The sequence below is a fragment of the Enterobacter sp. FB genome (assembly GCF_000805795.1).
Taxonomy (GTDB): domain Bacteria; phylum Pseudomonadota; class Gammaproteobacteria; order Enterobacterales; family Enterobacteriaceae; genus Enterobacter; species Enterobacter roggenkampii.
Map to the genome: position 1 here is coordinate 2,386,665 of NZ_JSZC01000013.1, position 22,554 is coordinate 2,409,218.

Below are 22,554 nucleotides of genomic sequence, written 5' to 3' on the forward strand. Positions count from 1 at the left end.
AACGCACAGATTGTTACAGAAATATGACAGAATGCGCAAAAAAGCGCATGAAATCACGTTTCACTTTCGAATTCCGCGCGTTTATGTTCGAAATCAAACAAACCACAAAATTACTATGGCTAAATGATAAAAAACGAACATAGAGGGTAAACAATGACCAGTCACGATCCTCGTTATAGTGATGTGATAATCATTGGTGGTGGCGCAACCGGCGCCGGGATCGCGCGCGATTGCGCCCTTCGCGGCTTAAGCGTTACGCTTCTGGAACGCCATGATATCGCCACGGGCGCAACCGGACGGAACCACGGCCTGCTGCACAGCGGTGCCCGGTATGCGGTCACCGACGCGGAATCCGCGCGCGAATGTATTGCTGAAAACCAGATCCTCAAGCGTATCGCACGCCACTGCATTGAGCCGACCGACGGCCTCTTTATTACCCTTCCCGAAGATGACCTCGCCTTTCAGGACACCTTTATTACCGCCTGCACTGCCGCGGGCATTCAGGCGGAGGCCATGGATCCGGCGCTGGCGCGGCGGCTGGAACCGTCGGTTAACCCGGCGCTTATCGGCGCGGTGAAAGTCCCTGACGGTACCGTCGATCCGTTCCGCCTGACCGCCGCCAACATGCTGGACGCCCGTGAGCATGGCGCACGCATTCTGACCGGACATGAAGTGACCGGGCTTATTCGCGAAGGTCATCGCATCTGTGGGGTGCGGGTGTTTGATACGCAGTACAACGAGCACGGCGAGCTGTATGCCGCCGTAGTGGTTAACGCGGCGGGGATCTGGGGCCAGCGGATTGCGGAATATGCGGACCTGTCGGTACGCATGTTCCCGGCGAAAGGCTCGCTGCTGATCCTCGACCACCGCATCAACAACCACGTGATTAACCGCTGCCGCAAGCCGTCTGACGCCGATATCCTCGTCCCGGGCGATACCATTTCGTTAATCGGGACGACTTCAACGCACGTGGACTACAGCGAGATTGATTACAACCGCGTCACCGCTGAAGAGGTGGATATCCTGCTGCGGGAAGGGGAAAAACTGGCCCCGGTAATGGCCCAGACGCGCATTCTGCGCGCCTACGCGGGCGTGCGTCCGCTGGTCGCCAGCGACAACGACCCGAGCGGACGGAACGTCAGCCGGGGCATCGTGCTGCTCGATCACGCCGCGCGCGACGGCATGGACGGGTTTATCACCATCACCGGCGGCAAGCTGATGACCTACCGCCTGATGGCCGAGTGGGCGACCGATGCCGTCTGCCGCAAGCTCGGAAATACCGAGCCGTGCGTCACGGCAGAACAGCCGCTGCCGGGATCGCGGCAGTCCACCGAAAAAACGCTGCAGAAAATCATCTCCCTGCCCGCGCCGCTGCGCGGGTCCGCGGTATACCGCCACGGCGACAGAACGCCACCGTGGCTTGGTGAAGGAAGATTGAGCCGCAGCCTGGTGTGCGAGTGCGAAGCCGTGACGGCCGGTGAAGTGCAGTACGCGGTGGAGAACCTGACGGTCAACAGCCTGCTCGATCTCCGCCGCCGCACCCGCGTCGGAATGGGGACCTGTCAGGGCGAACTGTGCGCCTGCCGAGCTGCGGGGCTGTTGCAGCGTTTTCATACCACCACCGCCACCCAGTCGCTCGATCAGCTCAGCGCGTTTTTAAACGAGCGCTGGAAAGGCATTCAGCCTGTCGCCTGGGGCGATGCCCTGCGTGAAAGTGAATTTACCCGCTGGGTCTACCAGGGGCTTTGCGGTCTGGAGAAGGAGCAACACGATGAAATTTGATACCGTGATTGTCGGCGGCGGGCTGGCGGGCCTGCTCTGCGGCATTAAGCTCACGAAGCAGGGGCTGCGCTGCGCCATTATCACCCGGGGGCAGAGCGCCCTGCACTTCTCGTCGGGCTCGCTGGATCTGGTGGACGAAGCGTACCGCGATAAGCTGCCGCCGGAGCACCCGTATCACCTGGTTGGTGCACAGCATATTGACCGCTTTGCGCTGGAAACCGAAGCGCTGCTGGCGGAGTGCGGCGCGCGTCTGCAGGGCAGCGCCAGGTTCAATCACCAGCGCGTTACGCCGCTAGGCACCCTGCGTTCCGCCTGGCTCAGCCCGGAGGAAGTGCCCGTTGCCCCCATTCACGCGGGACGCGTGCGGGTGGTAGGGATTAGCGGCTTTCTGGATTTTCAGCCCCATCTCGCGGCGGCGTCACTTTGTCGCCAGGGCGTTAACGCCGAAACGGCAGAGATAGAGCTGCCTGAGCTTGATGTCCTGCGCGATAACCCGAGCGAATTTCGCGCGGTGAATATCGCCCGTTTTCTGGATAACGAGGACAAATGGCCGCTGCTGTATGAGGCGCTCAGCCCGCTTGCGGCAGGATGCGATGCGCTATTGATGCCCGCGTGCTTTGGCCTGAACGACAACCGACTCTGGCGCTGGCTCTCAGACCGTCTGCCCAGCACGCTCGGCCTGCTGCCAACGCTGCCGCCTTCCGTACCGGGTATTCGCCTGCATACCCAGCTCCAGCGCCAGTTTGTTGCGCAGGGTGGCGTCTGGATGGCGGGTGATGAAGTGAAAAAAATCACCCTGACAGACGGCGCGGTGAGCGAAATCTGGACGCGCAACCACGACGATATTCCGCTTCGCGCACGCTATACGGTGCTGGCAAGCGGCAGCTTCTTCAGCAACGGGCTGCTGAGCAGCCGGGAGGGCATCCGGGAAGCCATTATGGGGCTGGATGTTCGCCAGCGAGCCTCCCGCGCGGACTGGTATCAGAGTGATTTCTTCTCGCCGCAGCCCTGGCAGCAGTTCGGCGTGATTGTCGATAACCACCTGCATCCGCAGCTTGCCGGTAAGCCCGTCAGTAATCTCTTTGCCATCGGCTCGCTGCTGGGCGGGTACGATCCCATTACCCAGGGATGCGGTGGCGGAGTCTGCGCCGTCACGGCGCTGTATGTGGCAGAGCAGATTAGCCAGCGCACGGAGGCTGAACAATGAACGATACCCGTTTTGAAAGCTGCATCAAATGCACGGTGTGTACCACCGTCTGCCCGGTCAGCGGCGTGAACCCACGCTATCCCGGGCCTAAACAGGCCGGGCCGGACGGCGAGCGTCTGCGCCTGAAGGACGGCAAGCTGTACGATGAAGCGCTGAAATACTGCATCAACTGCAAACGCTGCGAAGTCGCCTGCCCGTCGGATGTGAAAATCGGCGATATTATCCAGCGCGCCCGGGCGCGCTACAGCACGCAAAAGCCGTCGCTGCGGGACGCGATTCTGAGCCACACCGATCTGATGGGCAGCGTCTCGACGCCGTTTGCCCCGCTGGTGAATGCCGCGACCGCTCTCAAGCCGGTGCGCCAGCTGCTGGATGCCACGCTGAAGATAGACCATCACCGCAGCCTGCCGAAATATTCTCACGGCACCTTCCGCCGCTGGTATAAATCCGTGGCGGCGGAGCAGGCGCAGTACGCCGAGCAGGTGGCTTTTTTCCACGGCTGCTATGTGAATTACAACCACCCGCAGCTGGGTAAAGATCTGCTGAAAGTGCTGAACGCCATGGGAACGGGCGTTCAGCTACTGAATAAAGAAAAGTGCTGCGGCGTGCCGCTGATTGCCAACGGGTTTACCGATAAAGCGCGCAGGCAGGCTCAAAGCAATGTCACCTCCCTGCGCGAGGCGATTGTCGAGAAAGGCATACCGGTATTGGCGACCTCATCCACCTGTACCTTCACCCTGCGCGACGAGTATCCGCATCTTCTGGACGTGGACAACACCGGCCTGCGCGAGCACATCGAGCTGGCGACGCGCTTCCTGTGGCGCAAGCTGGACAGCGGACAGACGTTGCCGCTGGGGAAATTACCCCTGAAAGTGGTGTACCACACGCCGTGTCATATGGAGAAAATGGGCTGGTCACTCTATACGCTTGAGCTGCTGCGGTTAATTCCGGGGCTGGAGCTGACGGTGCTGGATTCACGCTGCTGCGGGATTGCGGGAACCTACGGCTTTAAGCGTGAAAACTACGAAACGTCGCAGGCGATCGGCGCTCCGCTGTTCCGTCAGATTGAGGAGAGCGGCGCGGATATCGTGGTGACGGACTGCGAAACCTGCAAGTGGCAGATTGAGATGTCCACCAGCAAGCGCTGCGAGCATCCGATTACGCTGCTGGCAAAGGCGCTCGGGTGAACATGGCCGGGGCGAAAGGCCCCGGCACAGGCGTTACTCCACGAACAGCGACTCAACCACGTTAATCCAGCCGTGCTCGCTGGCCACCTCTTTGCCATTCAGCCAGCGGCGCAGCATGTTCAGCGCCATCATGGCGCACACCTCCTGACGCACCGCCAGGCTGTGGCGGGTAATGCTCATTTTTACCCGCAGGGCATGGGTGCCCTCGGGCGTCGCCAGCGCGAAGTTGAGGTATTCCTCATCCAACCCGCCGACAAACAGCGCCAGACCGGCAAAATGCTTCACCCTTCTCTCGGACGCCCAGCGGGCGGTTTGCGCGAGAGTCTCCTGCTGGAACGGCACCACTTCGCTGGCCAGCAGCGGCGCGTTGACGCGCGACAGCTGCAGCGCCAACAGGCCACCGGTGAACTGCTCGCTTAAGGTCACGCTCAGCTGACGCGACTGCAGATGCTTCGCAATCTGCGCCGGTAGCCCTTCCGTGCCTTCGAAGATCAGGCTTTCACCCGCGACGCGCTGCACCTCGGGCCACAGGGCCAGCATCGCCTCTTTCTGCTCGGCCGGTCCGGTCAGCTTGAGCTCAATGATCGGCATGGAGGAGCGATAGCCCATAGACACGCCCGGCGGCAGCGGAAGGTGATCGAGGCTCTGGGCCAGATCGCTTTCCGAGCGGCCAAACGTGGTCAGACGCAGGCACAGCGGCGGTTCAGGCAGGGTAAAACGATCGCGAAGGCGCGGCAGGATCTGCTGCTCGACCATCACTTTAAATTCTGAGGGTACGCCCGGCGTGAAGAACATCAGGCAGCGGTTCAGCTGCATGGCAAACCCGCACGCGGTACCGACCGGGTTATCGACCAGTTCAGCACTGGCGGGAATTTCAGCCTGTTTGCGGTTGCTGGGGGCCATGACGCGGCCACGTTCGGAGAAAAAACGCGCCATCTGCGAGAGCCACGCCTCATGCAGCACCAGCCCTTCGCCTTTTGCGGTCGCGGCGGCCAGGGCACTGAGATCGTCACTGGTGGGGCCGAGCCCGCCGTTCACAATCAGCACGTCGCACTGTTCACTGCGCTCGCGCAGAACAGCGACCAGTGACTCAAGATTGTCGCCCACCGTATTGCGGCGCGTTAACGGTAATCCTTGCTCAAAGAAAAGATCGGCCAGCCAGGCAGCATTGGTATCAATAATTTGTCCATGCAGCACTTCGTCGCCGGTGGATAACATCTCCACGTTAATCATTGTGTTCTCCCGCTTATTTGGTCAAAACACTATAGCGCAAACGCGGGGTGGAGAAGAGGAGAAACTGGCGCGACAGCATGCCGCGCCGGAGAGATTAGAAGCCTGCGCTAACGCCCACGTACGGACCGTCGGCCAGCGCGTTGTCGCGGTTGCCGTCTTTACCGGCCAGGTTCAGATAGCGATAGCCTGCTTCGATGGTGATTGGACGCATGATGGTCCAGCGCGCGCCGGCGTTGGCTTCCTCATAGCTGTCGATACCGCTTGAGAGGGAGTCCGGAGAGTAGTAGTACTCGCCAAACAGGCCGAAGCTGTCGCCAATTTTCCACTGCAGGCCGCCGCCCACTGCCGCCGCATATCCTTCGTCACCGTCATTTGGGTTGGTATAGATACCTTTACCGCCGACGGTCGCCAGGAACGGGCCCAGAGGAATGTTGAGGCCCAGGCCGAGGCTTGCCGCGTCGCCGTCGTCATCGTTATGCGTCCAGCCGCCGGTCATCGCCAGACCGGATGTCTCGGTACCCATACCAAAGCCCAGGTGGGTATAATCCTGACCCGCCGAGCCGTTAATGCTAATGGCGTTCGCCGCCGCAGATACAACCATCAGGCCGAAGCCCAGTAATGCCACTTTTTTCATTGTCGTGATCCCGCACAATTTTTATAGAGAAGTCCCAAAACCGCGAGATTTTAACCTGGGTCTTCCGGGGATCAAGCACTCTGCGTGCGGCAGGCCAGTAGATTGTAACTATTTGAAACGGCTATTATCCCTTCAGCGTTGCGTTCACCCACTCCTGCAGCGCGCGGCGCGAAACTTTAATGCCGCCATTTTTGAGTTCGGTCGGCAAAAGCAGCCAGCGGACGGGTTGCTCAAAACGCGCCACCTTGTCCCTGACCCAGTCGGGTAAAGTGGTGATATCCGTTCCCGGCTCGCACTCCACCACCGCCACCGGACGTTGCCCGAACTCAGCGTCGTCCAGCGGAACGATAAACACCTGGTTAACCTGCGGGTGCGTGGCGATAACGCGCTCGAGCGATTCCGGCTGGATCCCTTCTCCGCCGCTAAAAAAGAGGTTATCCATGCGGCCGAGGATCGTCAGACGGCCGTCATGCCATTCGCCGCGATCGCGGGTGGCGAACCATCCCTGCGCGTTGGTCAGCGGAATCAGTTCGCCATCCCGCCAGTAGCCTGAGGCCATGCTTTGCGCTCTGATCCAGACTTCACCGTTAACGACCTGCACCTCTCTGCCAGGCAGCGCACGGCCCACGTCCGGCTCGCCGTCCGCCTCTTTCGCACAGACGGTTGAGGCAAACTCGGTCAGACCGTAGCCGCAGAAGGTGCGTATATGCTGCTCTCGCGCCTGTTCGGTCAATTCCACAGGGATGGCCGCCCCGCCCAGCAGCACCGCTTTCAGTGCGACAGGCTGGTGGGCATTAAGCAGACGCCAGAGCTGGGTTGGCACCAGCGAGGCGTGGGTGCAGCCGCACAGCGCCTGCTCCAGAGGCTGTTTCTCGCGCACGGTTAACCGCGCGCCGGCCTGCAGCCAGCGCCATAAAATCCCCTGGCCGGAAACGTGAAACAGCGGCAGCGAAAGCAGCCAGTCGTCATCTTCACCGTAGGGCATCAGCGACAACACGCCGCGCGCGCTGGCAAGATGGGCCTCGCAGGTATGGACCGCCGCTTTCGGCAGTCCGGTGGAGCCTGAGGTCAGCGTCATGGAGGCCAGCCGCGCCGGTTGCCACGCAGCGCAATACGCATCGGCGGTCTCGCGCATGCTCAGGGCAGGAAGGCCGTCGTAGCTGCCGTCCAGCACCAGTGCAAAGCGCAGCGTCATCTGCGGGAGCAGCACGTCCAGCAGCGGGCGCGGCAGCTGCGGATTAACGGGAAGAATACGCGCCCCGCACTGGAGTAGCGCCAGCCACGCCAGCAGGGTGAGCGGGTGGTTATGGGCCAGCAGCAGCACGCCGTCGCCCTCCTCCACGCCCTGACGGTGAAAGCCCGCCGCAAGGCTGTCGATGCGCGCGCACAGCTGTTGCCAGCTGAGCACCTCGTCGTTCAGCCTCAGAGCCAGTTTATCGGCAAATTGCGCACGCCAGTGCCGCCACGGCCAGTCGGTAAAACTCATCGCAACGGCTCCAGCGCCGCGACGTCGAGGCACGGCAGCGCGCTGTCCGGCCACGGGCGAAGAAGCTGAGCCTGCATCAGGTTCAGCGTGTCGAGGCCGGGGACCGTGTCAGGCGTTAACCAGGCGGCAATGCGCGCCAGCTGGGTTAGCCCAAGGCTGGACTCAATCGACGAGCTGATGACCGCCGTCAGCCCTAAGGCGTGCGCCGCCGCGACCTGCTCGCGCACTTTCGCCAGGCTGCCGGTCAGCGTCGGTTTAATCACCACCGCGCTGACGCCGGGCTCTGCAGCGAATTCAAAATCGGCCTCGCGCAGGCTTTCATCCCAGGCGATGGCAATCCCCGTTTCGCGAGCGAACGCGCGCGAATCCTCGCGGGTTTTGCACGGCTCTTCGAGGAAGGCAATGCGGCTGCGGTACGCCGGATTGACGTACTTTGCAAACTGCTGCGCCTTAAGCGGCGTCCAGGCGCGGTTGGCGTCCAGACGCAGATGCAGATCGGGGATCGCCTCCAGCAGCAGGTTGGCGACCATGCCGTCACGCACCGCTTCATAAAGCCCGACTTTGATTTTCGCGACCTTCTCGCCCGGCATAGCAGAGAGCAGCGCGAAGAGCTCGTCCGGATCCCCTGTACAGAGCGGTGCCGCGCGGTAATTCCCGGCTTCTGGCAAGCTGCCGTCCAGCTCCGCCAGCGCGCAGCTGATACCAAAGGCCGCGGAAGGGACGTCCGGCAGCGCCGGATCCGCCCCCTCGCGCCACGCGTCCGTCCACGCCAGCAAGGCCACCCGTGCGTCATCCAGCGACTCGAGGCTAAAGCCCGGCAGAGGCGAAATCTCGCCCCAGCCTTCCCGCTCGCCCTGCTGCAGATGCACGAAGAAGCCGTCACGGGTTTTTAACCGCCGTTCACGCAGCACCACGCCCGCGTCCATCGGTATCTGCCAGCGGTAAACCTGCGCGCGACGCATTACGGATTCCGTTTGTATTTGCTGAAGTCCGGCTGGCGTTTTTCGTTAAACGCGTTGCGCCCTTCCTGACCCTCTTCGGTCATGTAGAACAGCATGGTGGCGTTGCCCGCCAGCTCCTGCAGACCCGCCTGACCGTCGCAGTCGGCGTTGAGTGCCGCTTTCAGGCAGCGCAGCGCCATCGGGCTGTTTTGCAGCATTTCGCGACACCAGCGCACGGTCTCTTTTTCGAGATCGGCAAGCGGCACCACGGTATTCACCAGGCCCATATCCAGCGCTTCCTGCGCGTTGTACTGACGGCACAGGAACCAGATTTCACGGGCTTTTTTCTGCCCGACGATGCGCGCCATGTAGGAGGCACCCCAGCCGCCGTCGAAAGATCCCACTTTCGGGCCGGTCTGGCCGAAGATGGCGTTTTCAGCGGCAATGGTCAGGTCGCACATCATGTGCAGCACGTGGCCGCCACCGATGGAGTAGCCCGCCACCATCGCCACCACCGGTTTTGGACAGGTGCGGATCTGACGCTGGAAATCGAGGACGTTCAGGTGGTGCGTACCCGCATCGTCCTGGTATCCGCCGTAGTCGCCGCGCACTTTCTGATCGCCACCGGAGCAGAACGCTTTCTCGCCTTCGCCGGTCAGGACAATCACGCCGATGTTGTCGTCATAGCGCGCATCCGCCAGGGCCTGAATCATCTCTTTCACGGTCAGCGGACGGAAGGCGTTACGCACCTGCGGGCGGTTGATGGTGATTTTGGCAATACCGTCGGTGGATTTGTGGTAACGAATGTCGGTGTAGCCTTCGGAGCAGTCCTGCCATTCAACCGGGGCGTAAAGCATGTGTTCATCAGGATAGATCATAGAGTGTCCTTTATTCGAAGACGCAGTATCTGAGCCAGACTCGCGGCAACCGCGTCGGGGTTTTCCCGGTGGGCGTTGTGTCCGGCGTTGGGAATTGCATGGCAGACGGCGTTCAGCTCCGCAGCAAGGGCCGCAAACTTCTCATCACGTTCGCCATAGAGATAATCAAAAGTGAAATCACGTGCGCTTAACGCGGTACGCAGGTCGGGCTGCACGGCCAGCGACGTCGCCTCGAGCATCATCGCCAGCGCCGCGCCGTTGTTCTGGCTGCGCAGGGTAATCAGCGCGTCGCGCTGGGCGTCCGTCAGGGAGGCAAACACGGGCTGTTGGTACCAGTCAGCGAACACCTTTTCCAGCGGTTCGCTGCGAAAACGCGTCGCCCAGCGATGGTCGGATGCCAGCCGCGCCTGTCGCGCATCGGCATCCTGCAGGCCCGGATGGCCGCCTTCTACCGTCACGCCCAGCAGCCCCTTCGGCTGCTGGCAGGCATGGAACATCGCAATGCGGCCGCCGAGGGAGTACCCGACGAGCCAGAATTTCAGTATGTTGTAACTAATCAGAGTTCGGGTAAGCAACGCGCTCATCTCGTCGAAGCCCGTCACGCCCAGATTCCGGGATCCGCCGTGTCCCGGCAGATCCAGATACAGCCTGGGGTAATCGCAAAGCCGCTCACCAACACCCTGCCACTCGCGGCAATCGCCGGAAAAACCGTGCAAAAAGACCAGCCAGGGATAGCCTGGTTTTCCAGCCTGCTGCACGCCCGAGAGGATCACAGCTGGCTCACCTGCGCCAGCAGGCTTTGCAGGGCCTGCGCACCGTCAGCCTCGTTAACTACCAGCTCAATCAGCGTCGCGCCGGGCTGCTTCCAGGCGGAGCTTAGCGCCGCATCCAGCTGTTCCCAGCTTTCCGGGCGATGATATTTCAGGCTGAACATCGCCGCGGCGTGTTCGAACTGCACGTTCTGCGGCATCAGATAGAAGCGCTCGCGCTCGCTCTGCGGCGTGGGCAGCAGGGAGAAAATCTGCCCGCCGTTGTTGTTAACCACAATCAGCACGAACGGGGCAGACGCCTGACGCAGCAGCGCCAGCGCGTTGAGGTCGTAGAGCGCGGAGAGATCCCCCACGATGGCCAGCGTCGATTTTGCGCTGGCGCGCTGCACGCCCGCCGCCGTAGAGATCAGCCCGTCGATGCCGCTGGCACCACGGTTGCTGTACACCGGGTAGCCCGCGGGCAGCTGCGAAAAGGCGTCAATCAGCCGCACGACCAGGCTGTTGCCGACAAACAGCTGCCCCTGCTCGGGCAGGTACTGGCGAATACGGTGCGCCAGCCCGGCCTCGCTGAACGCTTCACAGCGCGCATGGGTCAATTCCCACGCCTGGCGCGACAGGTCCGGGAGGGTAGCCGCCCAGGGTTTGCGTTTTTCAGCCGGATGGAGCGCCAGCCAGGCGTCGATACGGCTGACCAGACGACGACCGCGGTGGTGCGCCGGATCAAGACGCCCTTCCAGCGCGTCCACCAGCCAGTATTCGTCCGGTGTGCAGGTGGCCTGCCACTGCAGTAACCGCTTGCCGGTTAAACTCGATCCAAGCTGGACCACAATCTGCGCCTGCGACAGCTCGGTGACCGCTTTGGCATTACCCAGCCAGAGATCCGCGCACGGCAGCGGCTGACCGGTCTGGGAAAGCACGTCGCCGATCAGCGGCCAGCCCAGGGTTTGCGCCCATTCGGCGACCAGCTTGCCTTCGGCAGGGCTCATGCGCCCGGCGATAACCACGCCGCGCTTCTGCCGCCAGAAGAACCAGTCGCGCTGTTTCGCGCTCTCAAGGTGCGTCTGCTCGCGCAGCCACGGTTTCTCACTCCCCCACCAGTCACCGAGAGACTGCTGCCAGTCAAGACCCGTGTCGTCCAGCTCGCCGTACAGCGGCTCGGCAAACGGGCAGTTGATATGCAGCGCCCCGCCGCGCAGCGTCTCCATGGCGTGATCGACGGTGGAGACCAGCCAGCTCGCCGGAATATCCTGGGTGGGACGCGGCAGCGAAATCGTCTGCGAAGGATGCGAAGAAAAGAGCCCCGGCTGACGGATGGCCTGATTGGCGCCGCAGTCGATAAGCTCAGGGGGACGATCGGCCGTCAGCAGAATCAGCTTTTCACCGGTTAACCCGGCTTCAATCAGAGCCGGATAGAGGTTCGCCACGGCAGTACCGGAAGTGACGATCACCGCCACGGGTTCTTTGCTGGCTTTCGCCAGACCCAGCGCGAGATGACCGAGGCCGCGCTCATCAAAGTGGGTGTGGTGAATCAACGCCCGGTTTTCGGCGGCCGCCAGCGTCAGCGGCGTTGAGCGAGAACCCGGTGCAATACACACGTGCCTGACGCCATGGCGCGTCAGGGCTTCAAGGATCACCGCCGCCCAGCGTCGGTTAAAAGAACTTACTGACATGAGATTGTCCGGTATCAAGAATGCGACACAGTATAAATAATAGAAAAAATTGGAATTTTGATGTGAATCGGGATTGCGCGAATCAGTATTAATCCCTTAGGAGCAGAGAGCGCAATCCGGCCGCTTTGTTTTCAATCTCCTGCCACTCCTGCTCCGGGTCAGATCCGCTGACAATGCCGGCCCCGGCGTAGAGCCGCAGCGAGTCCTCATGGACGCGGGCTGAACGCAACGCCACGCAGAACTCACTCTGGTCAGGCGATAAATACCCGGCCGAACCGGCGTACCACTCGCGGTTAAAGGGCTCAACCTTCTGAATAAACTCGCGCGCAGGCTGTCGGGGCAAACCGGCAACGGCCGCCGTCGGCTGTAGCATATGCAGGCACTGCTCGTCGTCGGCCTGTTTGAGCTCGGTCCAGATACAGCGGCGCAAATGCTGCACTTTACGCAGGCGCACCACCTGGGGGGGCAGTACCTCAAGCGTCCGCGTGTAGTGCTGAAGACGCTGGCAGATATCCTCCACAACCAGCATATTTTCGCGCTGGTTTTTATCGTCGTTCAGCAGCCACTCGCCCAGACGCTGCGCCTTTTTATCATCGGTATGGCTGGCGACGGTGCCCGCCAGCGCTTCGGTGCGCAGCAGCGTGCCGCGTCGCCGCCAGAGACGCTCGGGCGTCGAGCCGAGAAACGCGTTGCTGGCGTCGAATACCATGCAGAAGTGATAGCAATGTAAATTGAGGGCGCGGCTGGCCGCCATCAGCGCGACGGGGTTAATGCGCTGTGTAAACTGAAGATCGGTGGCCCTCGCAAGGACAACCTTTTCAAAATCACCGCGCGCGATGGTTTCGGTCGCCCTGCGGACAAGTCTCAGCCATTCGGCCCGTTGAGGCTGATGGTTTTCGTGCTCAACCTGAACGGCCAGCGGACGGATAGGCCTGGCTGGCTGGAGCTGCTGTAAAAAATCCCGCGCGGCATGGGCATCTTCCTGAAGTGAATAATCGCTCCACAGCTGCAGGCGCAGCGTAGCGGTGCCGGCGGTACGTCGCCAGAGCAGTCGCGGTAAAAAGAGGCTGCCCTGCTCCGGATTAAAGGCGTTCAGGCCGCAGATGCGGGTATCACCTGCCGCGTTTTGCTCGCGTAAAAACTGCGTGGCTAACGCCAGAGAGGAAAAGGTGATAACCGCCCCCAGCGCGGCCAGCTCTTCATCGCCGTTACGCTGCTGCCAGTAAAACTGCGGATAGCACTGCTGCGCCCCAAGCCAGGCGAGAGGGTCGAAGGCATCGTTTAACGGGAAAGAGACGTCGAAATGACGTATGCCGGGCGTTGCGGGTAACGCTTGCGAAAGCTGGGTACGCAATTGCTCCAGCGCGAGGAAAATCGAATTCACGCGAACCTCTCCCTGTTAAAACCTCATATTATACGGGGTACTGACCATAAATAGCAGTACCCACGTGTAGGGAGTGGTTAAGCGGCTTAACGACGGGCCAACAACAGCCCCAGTACCAGGCCTACGGCAGCACCTACTCCAATACCCTGCCACGGTTTTTCATGCACGTAATCATCGGCACGGTACACCGCTTTTTTGGCGCGGTAGTAGTAGGTATCAGACGCATGGCTGACACGGTTTTTCACTTCATGCAGCGCCTGTTCGGCACGGGCTTTTAGCTCAATATATTTCTGATCGGCAGGGTCGCCCGAGGAACGTAACACCTCTTCCAGCGTTTCGCTCAGTAAGGCCAGGTCGTCGTCGATACGGGTATCCCAGGATTGAAATGACATATTTTTCTCCATGTTAGTACACCAGTTCGCTAACTATAGCCAACGACTCGCCATTACGCCTGCTTCGCTTCCCGCGCCATGCCGATGTGGGGAATGCCGTCTTCATCGTACACCTCGGTGACCGGCACGAAACCAAAGTGGCCGTAGAAGGACTGCAGGTGCGCCTGTGCGCCCAGGTATAACGCCTTGTTCGGCCACTGTTTCTGGCATGCCTCCAGCGTTTTCTTCATCAGCTGATAGCCCAGTTTTTCACCGCGCGCTTTGCCGCTGATGATGACCCGACCAATCACGACAGGCTCGAATTCGTCCTCGCTTTTCAGAATCCTCGCATACGCCACCAGCTCGTTATCCCGCCAGCCAAGGATATGGCGGTTCTCGCCGACGAGATCGTCGCCGTCGATGTCCTGATACGGGCAGGTCTGTTCAACCACAAACACTTCGCAGCGCAGTTTCAGCAGGGCGTAAAGTGAATGAACGGTGAGGTCACTATGGTGTAAATCTTGCCACTGGATCATCTCTTTCTCCTTCCTGGGGTTCATCACGTTATACTAAACCCCTCCCCGTTCGGCAAAGGGCTGATTGCGTTATGGAACTGATTTTTCTGGGTACGTCCGCTGGCGTGCCAACCCGCTCACGAAACGTGACGGCAATTCTGCTGGATCTTAAGCATCCCACCCGCGGCGGGCTGTGGCTGTTTGACTGCGGTGAAGGGACGCAGCATCAGCTGCTACACACCGCTTATCACCCCGGCAAGCTGGATAAAATTTTTATCACCCATCTGCATGGCGATCATCTGTTTGGCCTTCCCGGCCTGCTGTGCAGCCGCTCGATGGCCGGTAACGCCAACCCGCTGACGATTTATGGGCCTGCGGGTATTCGTGAATTTGTTGAAACCACGCTGCGCCTGAGCGGGTCGTGGACCGATTATCCGCTGGAGGTGGTTGAGATTAGCGAAGGCCTGGTTTTCGATGACGGCGATTATAAGGTAAGCGTTCAGCCGCTCAATCATCCTGTGGAATGCTATGGCTACCGTGTTGAAGCGCATGACAAACCCGGCGCGCTGGATGCCGCCGCGCTAATGGCCGATGGCGTAAAACCCGGGCCGCTGTTCCAGCGCCTGAAGCACGGCGAGACCGTCACGCTGGAGGACGGGCGCGTCATCAATGGGCAGGATTATCTCGCCGCACCGCAGCCCGGCAAGAAGCTGGCGATCTTTGGCGACACGGCCCCGTGCCGGGCGGCGCTCACGCTTGCCCAGGGCGTGGACGTGATGGTGCATGAAGCGACGCTTGAAACGGCGATGGAAGAGAAAGCCAACGGCCGGGGCCATAGCTCCACGCGTCAGGCGGCGCAGCTAGCCCGTGACGCGGGCGTCGGGAGGCTCATCATCACCCACGTCAGCTCGCGCTACGACGCGCGGGGCTGTGAAAAGCTGCTGGCAGAGTGCCTCGCGCTGTTCCCGGAATGTGAGCTGGCCGAAGATTTCGCTCAGGTCAGCGTTTAGTCCTTCATTTTTCCCTCAGGATGCCGATAACGATTAAAAGGTCAGCATTTCTCTCGAGGGTAGAATGGATAATTTCCAGAAAGATATTGATGACAGGGCGAATCTGACCCTGTCGAACCGTTTTGAACTGTTGCTGTTCCGTCTTGGCACCTCTCTTAACGAAAATAAATCTGAGCTGTTTGGCATTAACGTCTTTAAGCTGCGTGAAATTGTGCCGATGCCGGAGTTCACGAAACCCGCCGGGATGAAATCACCGCTGATGGGAATGGTGAATATCCGCGATCAGGTGATCCCGGTGATTGACCTGGCCGCCGTGGCGGGCTGTAAGCCCACCACCGGGCTGAACATCCTGCTGATCACCGAATATGCGCGCAGCGTTCAGGCGTTTGCCGTGGAGTCGGTTGAGAACATCATGCGTCTGGACTGGAAGCAGGTGCACGCGGCGGAAACCGCCGTCAGCGGTCGCTACATCACCAGCATTGCGTGTCTTGACGAGAAGAGCGATACCAACGATCTGGCGATGGTGCTGGACGTTGAGCAGATCCTGTATGACATCACTCCGGCCAATCACGACCTGCACGCCACCAATCTGAAGACCACCAAATTCCATATTAAGCCGGGCGCGGTCGCGATTGTGGCGGAAGATTCCAAAGTGGCGCGTTCGATGCTGGAGAAAGGTCTGCAGGCGATGGAGATCCCAGCGCAGCTGCACATCACCGGCAAAGACGCGTGGGAAAAAATTGGCGTGCTGGCCGCACAGGCGCAGGCTGAGGGCGTGCCGATCACCGATAAGATCGCGCTGGTGCTGACCGACCTCGAAATGCCGGAGATGGACGGTTTTACGCTGACGCGCAAAATCAAAACCGACCCGGTTCTGAAAGATATTCCGGTGGTGATCCACTCTTCCCTTTCCGGCAACGCCAACGAAGACCATATTCGTAAGGTGAAGGCGGATGGCTACGTCGCGAAGTTTGAGCTGAACGAGCTGTCGTCGGTGATTGAGGAAGTGCTGGACCGCTCGATGAAGAAGATTGACGGGCCGTTGATTAGCCGTAAACAGCTGGCTTAGTCGGGTGGCGCTACGCTTACCCGACCTACAAAACCCGTAGGCCCTGCAAGCGTAGCGACGCTGGGCAATAAAAAACCCGCCGAGGCGGGTTTTTTGTTTTTACATCAGCGGCATCGCGCGCTGCACGATATCAATCAGCGGTTGCGGATAGATACCGAAGATCAGCACCAGCAGCGCGGAGATGAGTACCACGATACCACCAGCGCTGTACTGCCAGTTGCCTGGAGCATCACGATTGAGCTGCTGAGGTGCGCTCAGGTACAGGCTCACGGCCACGCGCAGGTAGTAGTACAGACCAATCGCGGAGCCGATCACCACGCCCGCGGTCAGCCACCACAGGTGCGCCTGCACACCGACGGCCAGCACGTAGAACTTACCGATAAAGCCAAGCGTCATCGGAATACCGGCCAGAGAGAGCATCATCACGGTCATTACGGCGGACAGGATCGGACGGTGCCAGAACAGACCACGATAAGAGAACAGTGAATCGGCATCCGGACCACGGTACGGGCTGGACATCAGGCTCACCACGCCGAAGGCGCCGAGGCTGCTGAACAGGTAGCCGGCCAGATAGACGCCCACGGCTTCCATCGACATCTCACCGCTCTGCAGCGCAATCAGCGCCACCATCAGGTAGCCCAGATGAGAGATAGACGAGTAGCCCAGCAGACGCTTAATGTTGGTCTGGCTCAGCGCCATCAGGTTACCGAAGATGATGGAGACGAACGCGATGATGCCCAGCACCACGCGAACCGCTTCGCTGTCACCCACCGGCGCGTACAGGAAGAGACGCATGACCACCCCGAAGATGGCGATTTTGCTCGCCGTCGCCAGGAAGGTCGACACCGGAGCCGGTGCCCCCTGGTAGACGTCTGGCGTCCACAGGTGGAACGGCACCAGAGAGAGTTTGAAGCCAAGGCCAACAATCATCATGCCCAGACCCGCCAGCAGCAGCGGCTCATGCAGCATGCCGTCACCGAGGCTCTTGCCGAGCGCCATAAAGGAGAGGTTACCGGACTGTGCGTACACCAGCGCAATACCAAACAGCAGGAACGAGGACGCCGCCGCAGACAGGATGGTGTACTTGATGCTTGCTTCCAGCGAGCGCTTCTGGCGGAAGGCGTAACCAATCAGACCGAACAGCGGCAGAGAGATCAGCTCAATGCCGAGGAACAGCGCGGCCAGGTGGTTAGCATTCGCCAGCAGAATGCCGCCCAGCGCGGCAATCAGAACCAGCAGGTAAAACTCTTCTTTGTTGTCGTTGTAGCCTTCGAGCCACGGGTAAGCAAAGGTACAGGTTGCCAGGCTCGCCAGCAGCACCAGACCGGTGTACAGCATGGCGTAACCGTCAACGCGCATCAGCGGGGTGACGTCCATCGCCCCACCCTGGCCAACAAACCAGAGTGAGACTAACGCGGCGTTCAGGCCGATGACCGACAGCGTGGCATTCAGGAAGTGATTGCGTCGCCACGCAATGGAGAGCATCACAACCACCACCGTCAATCCGACGATCAGCAGCGGTAGCAGCGCGATCAGTTGTTGTGGAGTTATTGTCATGGCGAATTACGGCCTTGTAGTAGAAACAGAATTAACAAACCACTGCTGGATATTGCCCATCGCGCTGTGCGAGGTATCCAGAATCGGCTGCGGGAAGAAGCCCAGCAGCACCAGCAGTACGACCAGCAGCAGGATGATGAACAGCTCACGCAGCGACATCCCCGGCAGTTCTTGTGCAGCAATTTCGCTCTTCGCTTTACCGAAGTAAGCGCGGTGCAGCATCGCCAGCGAGTAGACGGAAGCGAACACCAGACCAAAGGTGGAGATCACGGTAATCACCGGTACCACTTTGAAGCTGCCGAACAGAATCATAAATTCGCCGACGAAGTTACCGGTGCCCGGCATCCCCAGAGTCGCCACCGCGAAGAACATGGAGAGCGCTGGCAGCCACTTAATTTTGCTCCACAGACCGCCCATCATACGCATGTCGCGGGTGTGCAGACGTTCGTACAGCTGGCCGCACAAGATGAAGAGACCGGCTGCGGACAGACCGTGCGCAATCATCTGGATCACCGCACCCTGGTACGCCAGCTGGCTGCCGGTGTAGATAGCAATCAGCACGAAGCCCATGTGGGAAACGGAGGTGTAGGCAATCAGACGCTTGATGTCGTACTGGGTGAAGGCCATCCAGGCACCGTAGAAGATACCGATCACACCCAGCCACATGGCAATCGGTGCGAACTCTGCGGAGGCGTTCGGGAACAGCGGCAGTGCAAAGCGCAGCAGACCGTAGGCCGCGGTTTTCAGCAAGATGCCCGCCAGGTCAACGGAACCCGCCGTTGGCGCCTGAGAGTGCGCGTCTGGCAGCCAGCCGTGCAGCGGAACCACCGGCATTTTCACCGCGAAGGCGATGAAGAAGCCCAGCATCAGCAGGTATTCTACGCCGTGCGACATTGGGGTCTTCAGCAGGTCTTCGTAGTTGAACGTCCAGGTACCGGTCGCGTTGTGGTGAACAAACACCAGCGCCAGAATGGCAATCAACATCACCAGACCACTCGCCTGGGTATAGATGAAGAACTTGGTTGCCGCCGTGATACGCGTTTTACCGTCGGACGCCTTGTGGCCCCACAGCGCGATCAGGAAGTACATCGGCACCAGCATCATCTCCCAGAAGAAGAAGAACAGGAACATGTCGATGGCAAGGAACACGCCGATTACGCCGCCCAGGATCCACATCAGGTTCAGGTGGAAGAAGCCCTGGTATTTTTCGATTTCACGCCAGGAGCAGAGTACCGCCAGAACGCCGAGCAGGCCGGTCAACACCACCATCAGCAGTGAGAGACCGTCAATCGCCAGGTGGATCGTAATGCCGAAACGTGGGATCCACGGCAGGATGAACTCAGACTGCCACTGCGGAATGCCCGCAGACTGGGTCAGTGAGTAACCGCCCTGCAACCACAGTTGCAGGCCAAGCGCGAGCGTCAATCCCATGGTGATCAGCGCGATCCAGCGCGGCATCTTCACGCCAAAGCGTTCAGTCTGCCAGCACAGGAAGCCGCCGATGAAGGGAATTAATATTAGCCAGGGTAGTAACATGGCGATTTACATTCCTTTTTAAGGCCCCCAGCAGGGGCCTGATTTTCAACGAATTCGAATAAAATTCACTTAACGATCAACGCAACACCATCAGCAGCGCCAGCACGACAACCGCACCGATGCTCATGGACGCCACATACCAGCGCAGGTAACCGTTCTCGCTGTACAGCAGGCCTTTGCCTGCAAAGCGGGAAAGGATCGCCGGGATGTTCATCAGGCTGTTCAGCGGGTCGCGCTTCAGCAGCCACGCGATGCCAAGGAACGGCTTAACGAAGATCATGTCGTACAGCCAGTCGAAGCCCCACGCGTTGTACCACCAGGTGCCCAGCAGACGGCCCGGCGCACTGTTGGCAACGGCAGTGACCAGCGTACGTTTGCCCAGCCACAGCCATGCCGCGATCAGGATGCCCGCGATAGCGACCACACCGGAGGTGATTTCAAGCGTCAGAACGCGACCGTGCTCAAGCTCGGTGGTGTCTGGCAGCACGCCCTGCAGCGGAGGCACAATCATCGCGCCAACGAAGGTGGACAGTACCAGCAGCACAATCAGCGGCAGGTGATGGGTAATCCCCTTCCCTGCGTGAGCGTGAATTTGTTCTTTACCGTGGAATACGATGAAAATCATACGGAAGGTATACAGGGAGGTCATGAACGCGCCGACCAGACCCGCAACCATCAGATTGATATGACCATTCGCCATGGCACCCGCAAGGATTTCGTCCTTACTGAAGAAGCCCGCGGTGATCAACGGCAGTGCCGCCAGCGCCGCGCCGCCCACCAGGAAGCAGACATAGACCAGCGGGATGGACTTACGCAGTCCGCCCATTTTGAAGATGTTCTGCTCGTGATGGCAGGCCAGAATCACCGAACCGGATGAGAGGAACAGCAGCGCTTTAAAGAACGCGTGCGTCATCAGGTGGAAAATGGCCGCGTCCCACGCCTGAACGCCCAGCGCCAGGAACATGTAGCCAATCTGGCTCATGGTGGAATAAGCAAGAACGCGTTTGATGTCGGTCTGAACCAGCGCGGCAAAGCCTGCCAGTACCAGTGTGACCGCACCGACGATACCCACCAGATGCAGAATTTCCGGGGTCATCAGGAACAGGCCATGGGTACGCGCAATCAGGTACACACCGGCGGTGACCATGGTCGCAGCGTGGATCAGCGCGGAGACAGGGGTTGGACCCGCCATCGCGTCTGCCAGCCATGTCTGCAATGGCAGCTGCGCGGATTTACCCACGGCACCACCCAGCAGCATCAGCGTTGCCCACCACAGCATGTTGTTGCCTGCGGCGAAGTGCGCTGGCGCCAGTTCCACCATTTCGCGGAAATTCAGCGTGCCCAGTTCGTTATAAAGAATGAACAGCGCGAACGCGAGGAAGACGTCACCCACGCGGGTCACGACGAACGCTTTCATGGCCGCTGCGCCATTCTTCGGATCGGTATAGTAGAAACCGATCAGCAGGTAAGAGCACAGGCCCACGCCTTCCCAGCCCAGATACATCAGCAGCAGGTTATCGGCCAGCACCAGAACGACCATGCTGGCGATAAACAGGTTGGTGTAGGCGAAGAAGCGGGAGTAACCCTCTTCACCGCGCATATACCAGGAGGCGAACATGTGGATCAGGAAGCCCACGCCGGTCACCACGGAGAGCATGGTCAGCGAGAGACCATCCAGCACAAGGTTAAAACCGATGTTGAAATCACCGACCGACATCCAGGTCCACAGCGGCACGCTGAAAGGCTGACGCCCGTTGTTAAAGAAGTCGATACCCGCATACGCTGTCACCAGCGCAGCCAGGCCAACAGAGCCCATGCCGACGGTTGCAGACAGATTCTCAGACCAGCGGCCGCGAGAAAACGCCAGCAGCACGAAGCCAATCAGCGGAAAAATAATGGTTAAGGCAAGCATGTTCATCCACGCAACTCACTTACTGAATCGATGTTCAGATTCTGGCGGCGACGATGGAGCTGCAGCAACAGCGCCAGGCCAATACTCGCTTCGGCAGCCGCAAGGCTGATGGCGAGAATGTACATCACCTGACCATCGGTCTGGCCCCAGTAGCTTCCGGCGACAACGAAGGCCAGCGCGGAGGCGTTAATCATGATTTCCAGCCCGATCAGCATAAACAGCAGATTGCGGCGGATAACCAGACCAGTCAGACCCAGAACGAATAAAATCGCAGCGAGGATCAGTCCATGTGTTAAGGGGATCATGCGCGCTCCTCCGTTTTTCTTTTCGCGCGGTCGTCAGTGCGGTTGCTCAGCACCTCGCCAGCACGCTCTTCGCGGCCAACGTGGAAGGCCACAACCAGACCTGCCAGCAGCAGCATGGAGGCCAGTTCAACCGCCAGAACGTATGGGCCAAAGAGCGTAATACCGACCTCTTTAGCGCCGATCGGCGTGCCGTCGATGCCCTGATCATTAACACCCAGAATGGCGTACACGATCACCACCAGCATGATGGCCGACAAAATTGCCGGGCCGATCCACACCTGCGGTTTTAACCACTGACGTTCCTGCTCGATTTCAGAGCCGCCCAGGTTCAGCATCATCACGACGAACACGAATAGCACCATGATGGCCCCGGCGTAGACGATGATTTCCAGCGCACCGGCGAAGTGCGCGCCCAGTGCGAAGAACACCCCGGAAATGGCCAGCAGCGAGATGATTAAGTACAGCAGCGCATGCACCGGATTGGTGTGCGTGATCACTCGCAGCGTAGCCAGGATGGCGATAAGGCCACAGATATAAAAAGCGAATTCCATTGCCCTCTCCTTACGGTAACAGGCTCTTGACGTCGATAGGCTTGGCTTCGTTCTCTGCTTCGCCCTTATCTTTGCCGTCGATTGCCATACCCGCCATCCGGTAGAAGTTATATTCCGGGTATTTGCCCGGACCGGAAATCAGCAGATCCTCTTTCTCGTACACCAGGTCCTGACGCTTGTACTCACCCAGCTCGAAGTCTGGAGTCAGCTGAATCGCCGTGGTTGGGCACGCTTCTTCACACAGACCGCAGAAAATGCAGCGTGAGAAGTTGATGCGGAAGAACTCAGGGTACCAGCGGCCGTCTACCGTCTCGGCTTTCTGCAGAGAGATACAGCCAACCGGACACGCAACCGCACACAGGTTACAGGCAACGCAGCGCTCGGAACCGTCCGGGTCGCGCGTCAGCACGATACGACCACGGTAGCGCGGCGGCAGATATACCGGCTCTTCCGGGTACATCCGGGTTTCGCGTTTGGCAAACGCGTGCAGGCCGATCATCCAGATACTGCGTACCTGGGTCCCGAAGCCTACCAGTAATTCTTTTAAGGTCATGGT

Annotated in this window: 21 protein-coding genes; 5 read left to right on the forward strand and 16 right to left on the reverse strand. The window is 59.9% G+C overall.

Annotation, left to right across the window (positions count from 1 at the left end; all coding sequences use genetic code 11):
- Positions 1-153: 153 nt before the first annotated feature.
- The 3 genes from glpA to glpC are packed head-to-tail and all read left to right on the forward strand — an operon-like array spanning position 154 to position 4,176.
- Positions 154-1,782, forward strand: a complete 1,629-nt coding sequence (glpA, locus tag PI91_RS18365; RefSeq protein ID WP_039266773.1) for an anaerobic glycerol-3-phosphate dehydrogenase subunit A — start codon at positions 154-156, stop codon at positions 1,780-1,782.
- Positions 1,772-2,989: a glycerol-3-phosphate dehydrogenase subunit GlpB gene (glpB, locus tag PI91_RS18370; protein WP_039266774.1), complete on the forward strand. Its 1,218-nt coding sequence runs from the start codon at positions 1,772-1,774 to the stop codon at positions 2,987-2,989. The genes glpA and glpB overlap by 11 nt, the downstream gene beginning before the upstream one ends.
- Positions 2,986-4,176: an anaerobic glycerol-3-phosphate dehydrogenase subunit GlpC gene (gene glpC, locus PI91_RS18375; RefSeq protein WP_023325753.1), complete on the forward strand. Its 1,191-nt coding sequence runs from the start codon at positions 2,986-2,988 to the stop codon at positions 4,174-4,176. Before glpB ends, glpC begins: the two co-directional genes overlap by 4 nt.
- A 33-nt stretch (positions 4,177-4,209) precedes the next feature.
- Here the strand turns inward: glpC and PI91_RS18380 are convergent, their stop codons facing one another.
- From PI91_RS18380 to PI91_RS18425, 10 genes are all read right to left on the reverse strand, one after another.
- Entirely contained in the window at positions 4,210-5,409 is a 1,200-nt protein-coding gene (locus PI91_RS18380; RefSeq protein ID WP_039266775.1) for a nicotinamide mononucleotide deamidase-related protein YfaY, read from the reverse strand.
- A 94-nt stretch (positions 5,410-5,503) separates the two neighbouring features.
- Positions 5,504-6,043 (reverse strand): YfaZ family outer membrane protein, encoded by a 540-nt coding sequence (locus PI91_RS18385; RefSeq protein ID WP_023294110.1) that lies wholly within the window; start codon positions 6,041-6,043, stop codon positions 5,504-5,506.
- A 124-nt stretch (positions 6,044-6,167) separates the two neighbouring features.
- Positions 6,168-7,529, reverse strand: a complete 1,362-nt coding sequence (menE, locus tag PI91_RS18390; protein ID WP_039266776.1) for an o-succinylbenzoate--CoA ligase — start codon at positions 7,527-7,529, stop codon at positions 6,168-6,170.
- Complete coding sequence (gene menC / locus PI91_RS18395; protein ID WP_039266777.1) at positions 7,526-8,491, reverse strand: o-succinylbenzoate synthase; 966 nt, start codon at positions 8,489-8,491, stop codon at positions 7,526-7,528. Before menC ends, menE begins: the two co-directional genes overlap by 4 nt.
- A complete protein-coding gene (menB, locus tag PI91_RS18400) occupies positions 8,491-9,348 on the reverse strand; it encodes a 1,4-dihydroxy-2-naphthoyl-CoA synthase (protein ID WP_008500223.1) in 858 nt (285 codons plus the stop codon). Before menB ends, menC begins: the two co-directional genes overlap by 1 nt.
- Positions 9,345-10,121 (reverse strand): 2-succinyl-6-hydroxy-2,4-cyclohexadiene-1-carboxylate synthase, encoded by a 777-nt coding sequence (menH, locus tag PI91_RS18405; RefSeq protein WP_023294113.1) that lies wholly within the window; start codon positions 10,119-10,121, stop codon positions 9,345-9,347. Before menH ends, menB begins: the two co-directional genes overlap by 4 nt.
- A complete protein-coding gene (gene menD / locus PI91_RS18410) occupies positions 10,118-11,788 on the reverse strand; it encodes a 2-succinyl-5-enolpyruvyl-6-hydroxy-3-cyclohexene-1-carboxylic-acid synthase (protein ID WP_032652800.1) in 1,671 nt (556 codons plus the stop codon). The genes menH and menD overlap by 4 nt, the downstream gene beginning before the upstream one ends.
- 88 nt (positions 11,789-11,876) lie before the next feature.
- Positions 11,877-13,172 carry an isochorismate synthase MenF gene (menF, locus tag PI91_RS18415; RefSeq protein ID WP_032663164.1) on the reverse strand — a complete coding sequence of 432 codons (1,296 nt, stop codon included), beginning with the start codon at positions 13,170-13,172 and terminating at the stop codon, positions 11,877-11,879.
- A gap of 86 nt (positions 13,173-13,258) precedes the next feature.
- Positions 13,259-13,564, reverse strand: coding sequence for a stress response protein ElaB (gene elaB / locus PI91_RS18420; RefSeq protein WP_008500219.1), 306 nt, complete (start codon positions 13,562-13,564; stop codon positions 13,259-13,261).
- A gap of 53 nt (positions 13,565-13,617) precedes the next feature.
- Entirely contained in the window at positions 13,618-14,079 is a 462-nt protein-coding gene (locus PI91_RS18425; RefSeq protein WP_039266778.1) for a GNAT family N-acetyltransferase, read from the reverse strand.
- Between the two features lie 71 nt (positions 14,080-14,150).
- Between PI91_RS18425 and rbn the strand changes: the two genes are divergently transcribed.
- Positions 14,151-15,068 carry a ribonuclease BN gene (gene rbn, locus PI91_RS18430; protein WP_039266779.1) on the forward strand — a complete coding sequence of 306 codons (918 nt, stop codon included), beginning with the start codon at positions 14,151-14,153 and terminating at the stop codon, positions 15,066-15,068.
- Positions 15,069-15,132: 64 nt separating this feature from the next.
- Positions 15,133-16,137 (forward strand): chemotaxis protein, encoded by a 1,005-nt coding sequence (locus tag PI91_RS18435; RefSeq protein WP_039266780.1) that lies wholly within the window; start codon positions 15,133-15,135, stop codon positions 16,135-16,137.
- Positions 16,138-16,236: 99 nt separating this feature from the next.
- Here PI91_RS18435 and nuoN read toward each other — a convergent pair whose 3' ends face one another.
- The 6 genes from nuoN to nuoI all read right to left on the reverse strand — a co-directional run bounded on the left by nuoN (position 16,237) and on the right by nuoI (position 22,551).
- Positions 16,237-17,694 carry an NADH-quinone oxidoreductase subunit NuoN gene (nuoN, locus tag PI91_RS18440; protein ID WP_008500215.1) on the reverse strand — a complete coding sequence of 486 codons (1,458 nt, stop codon included), beginning with the start codon at positions 17,692-17,694 and terminating at the stop codon, positions 16,237-16,239.
- A gap of 6 nt (positions 17,695-17,700) precedes the next feature.
- Positions 17,701-19,230, reverse strand: coding sequence for an NADH-quinone oxidoreductase subunit M (nuoM, locus tag PI91_RS18445; RefSeq protein WP_008500214.1), 1,530 nt, complete (start codon positions 19,228-19,230; stop codon positions 17,701-17,703).
- A 76-nt stretch (positions 19,231-19,306) separates the two neighbouring features.
- On the reverse strand, positions 19,307-21,148 hold the full coding sequence (gene nuoL, locus PI91_RS18450; protein ID WP_023325763.1) for an NADH-quinone oxidoreductase subunit L: 1,842 nt from the start codon (positions 21,146-21,148) through the stop codon (positions 19,307-19,309).
- The gene (nuoK, locus tag PI91_RS18455) at positions 21,145-21,447 is read right to left on the reverse strand and encodes an NADH-quinone oxidoreductase subunit NuoK (protein WP_003861496.1); all 303 of its coding nucleotides are present in this window, start codon (positions 21,445-21,447) and stop codon (positions 21,145-21,147) included. The genes nuoL and nuoK overlap by 4 nt, the downstream gene beginning before the upstream one ends.
- Complete coding sequence (gene nuoJ, locus PI91_RS18460; RefSeq protein ID WP_008500212.1) at positions 21,444-21,998, reverse strand: NADH-quinone oxidoreductase subunit J; 555 nt, start codon at positions 21,996-21,998, stop codon at positions 21,444-21,446. Before nuoJ ends, nuoK begins: the two co-directional genes overlap by 4 nt.
- 10 nt (positions 21,999-22,008) lie before the next feature.
- A complete protein-coding gene (nuoI, locus tag PI91_RS18465; protein ID WP_003861491.1) occupies positions 22,009-22,551 on the reverse strand; it encodes an NADH-quinone oxidoreductase subunit NuoI in 543 nt (180 codons plus the stop codon).
- Positions 22,552-22,554: the final 3 nt, after the last annotated feature.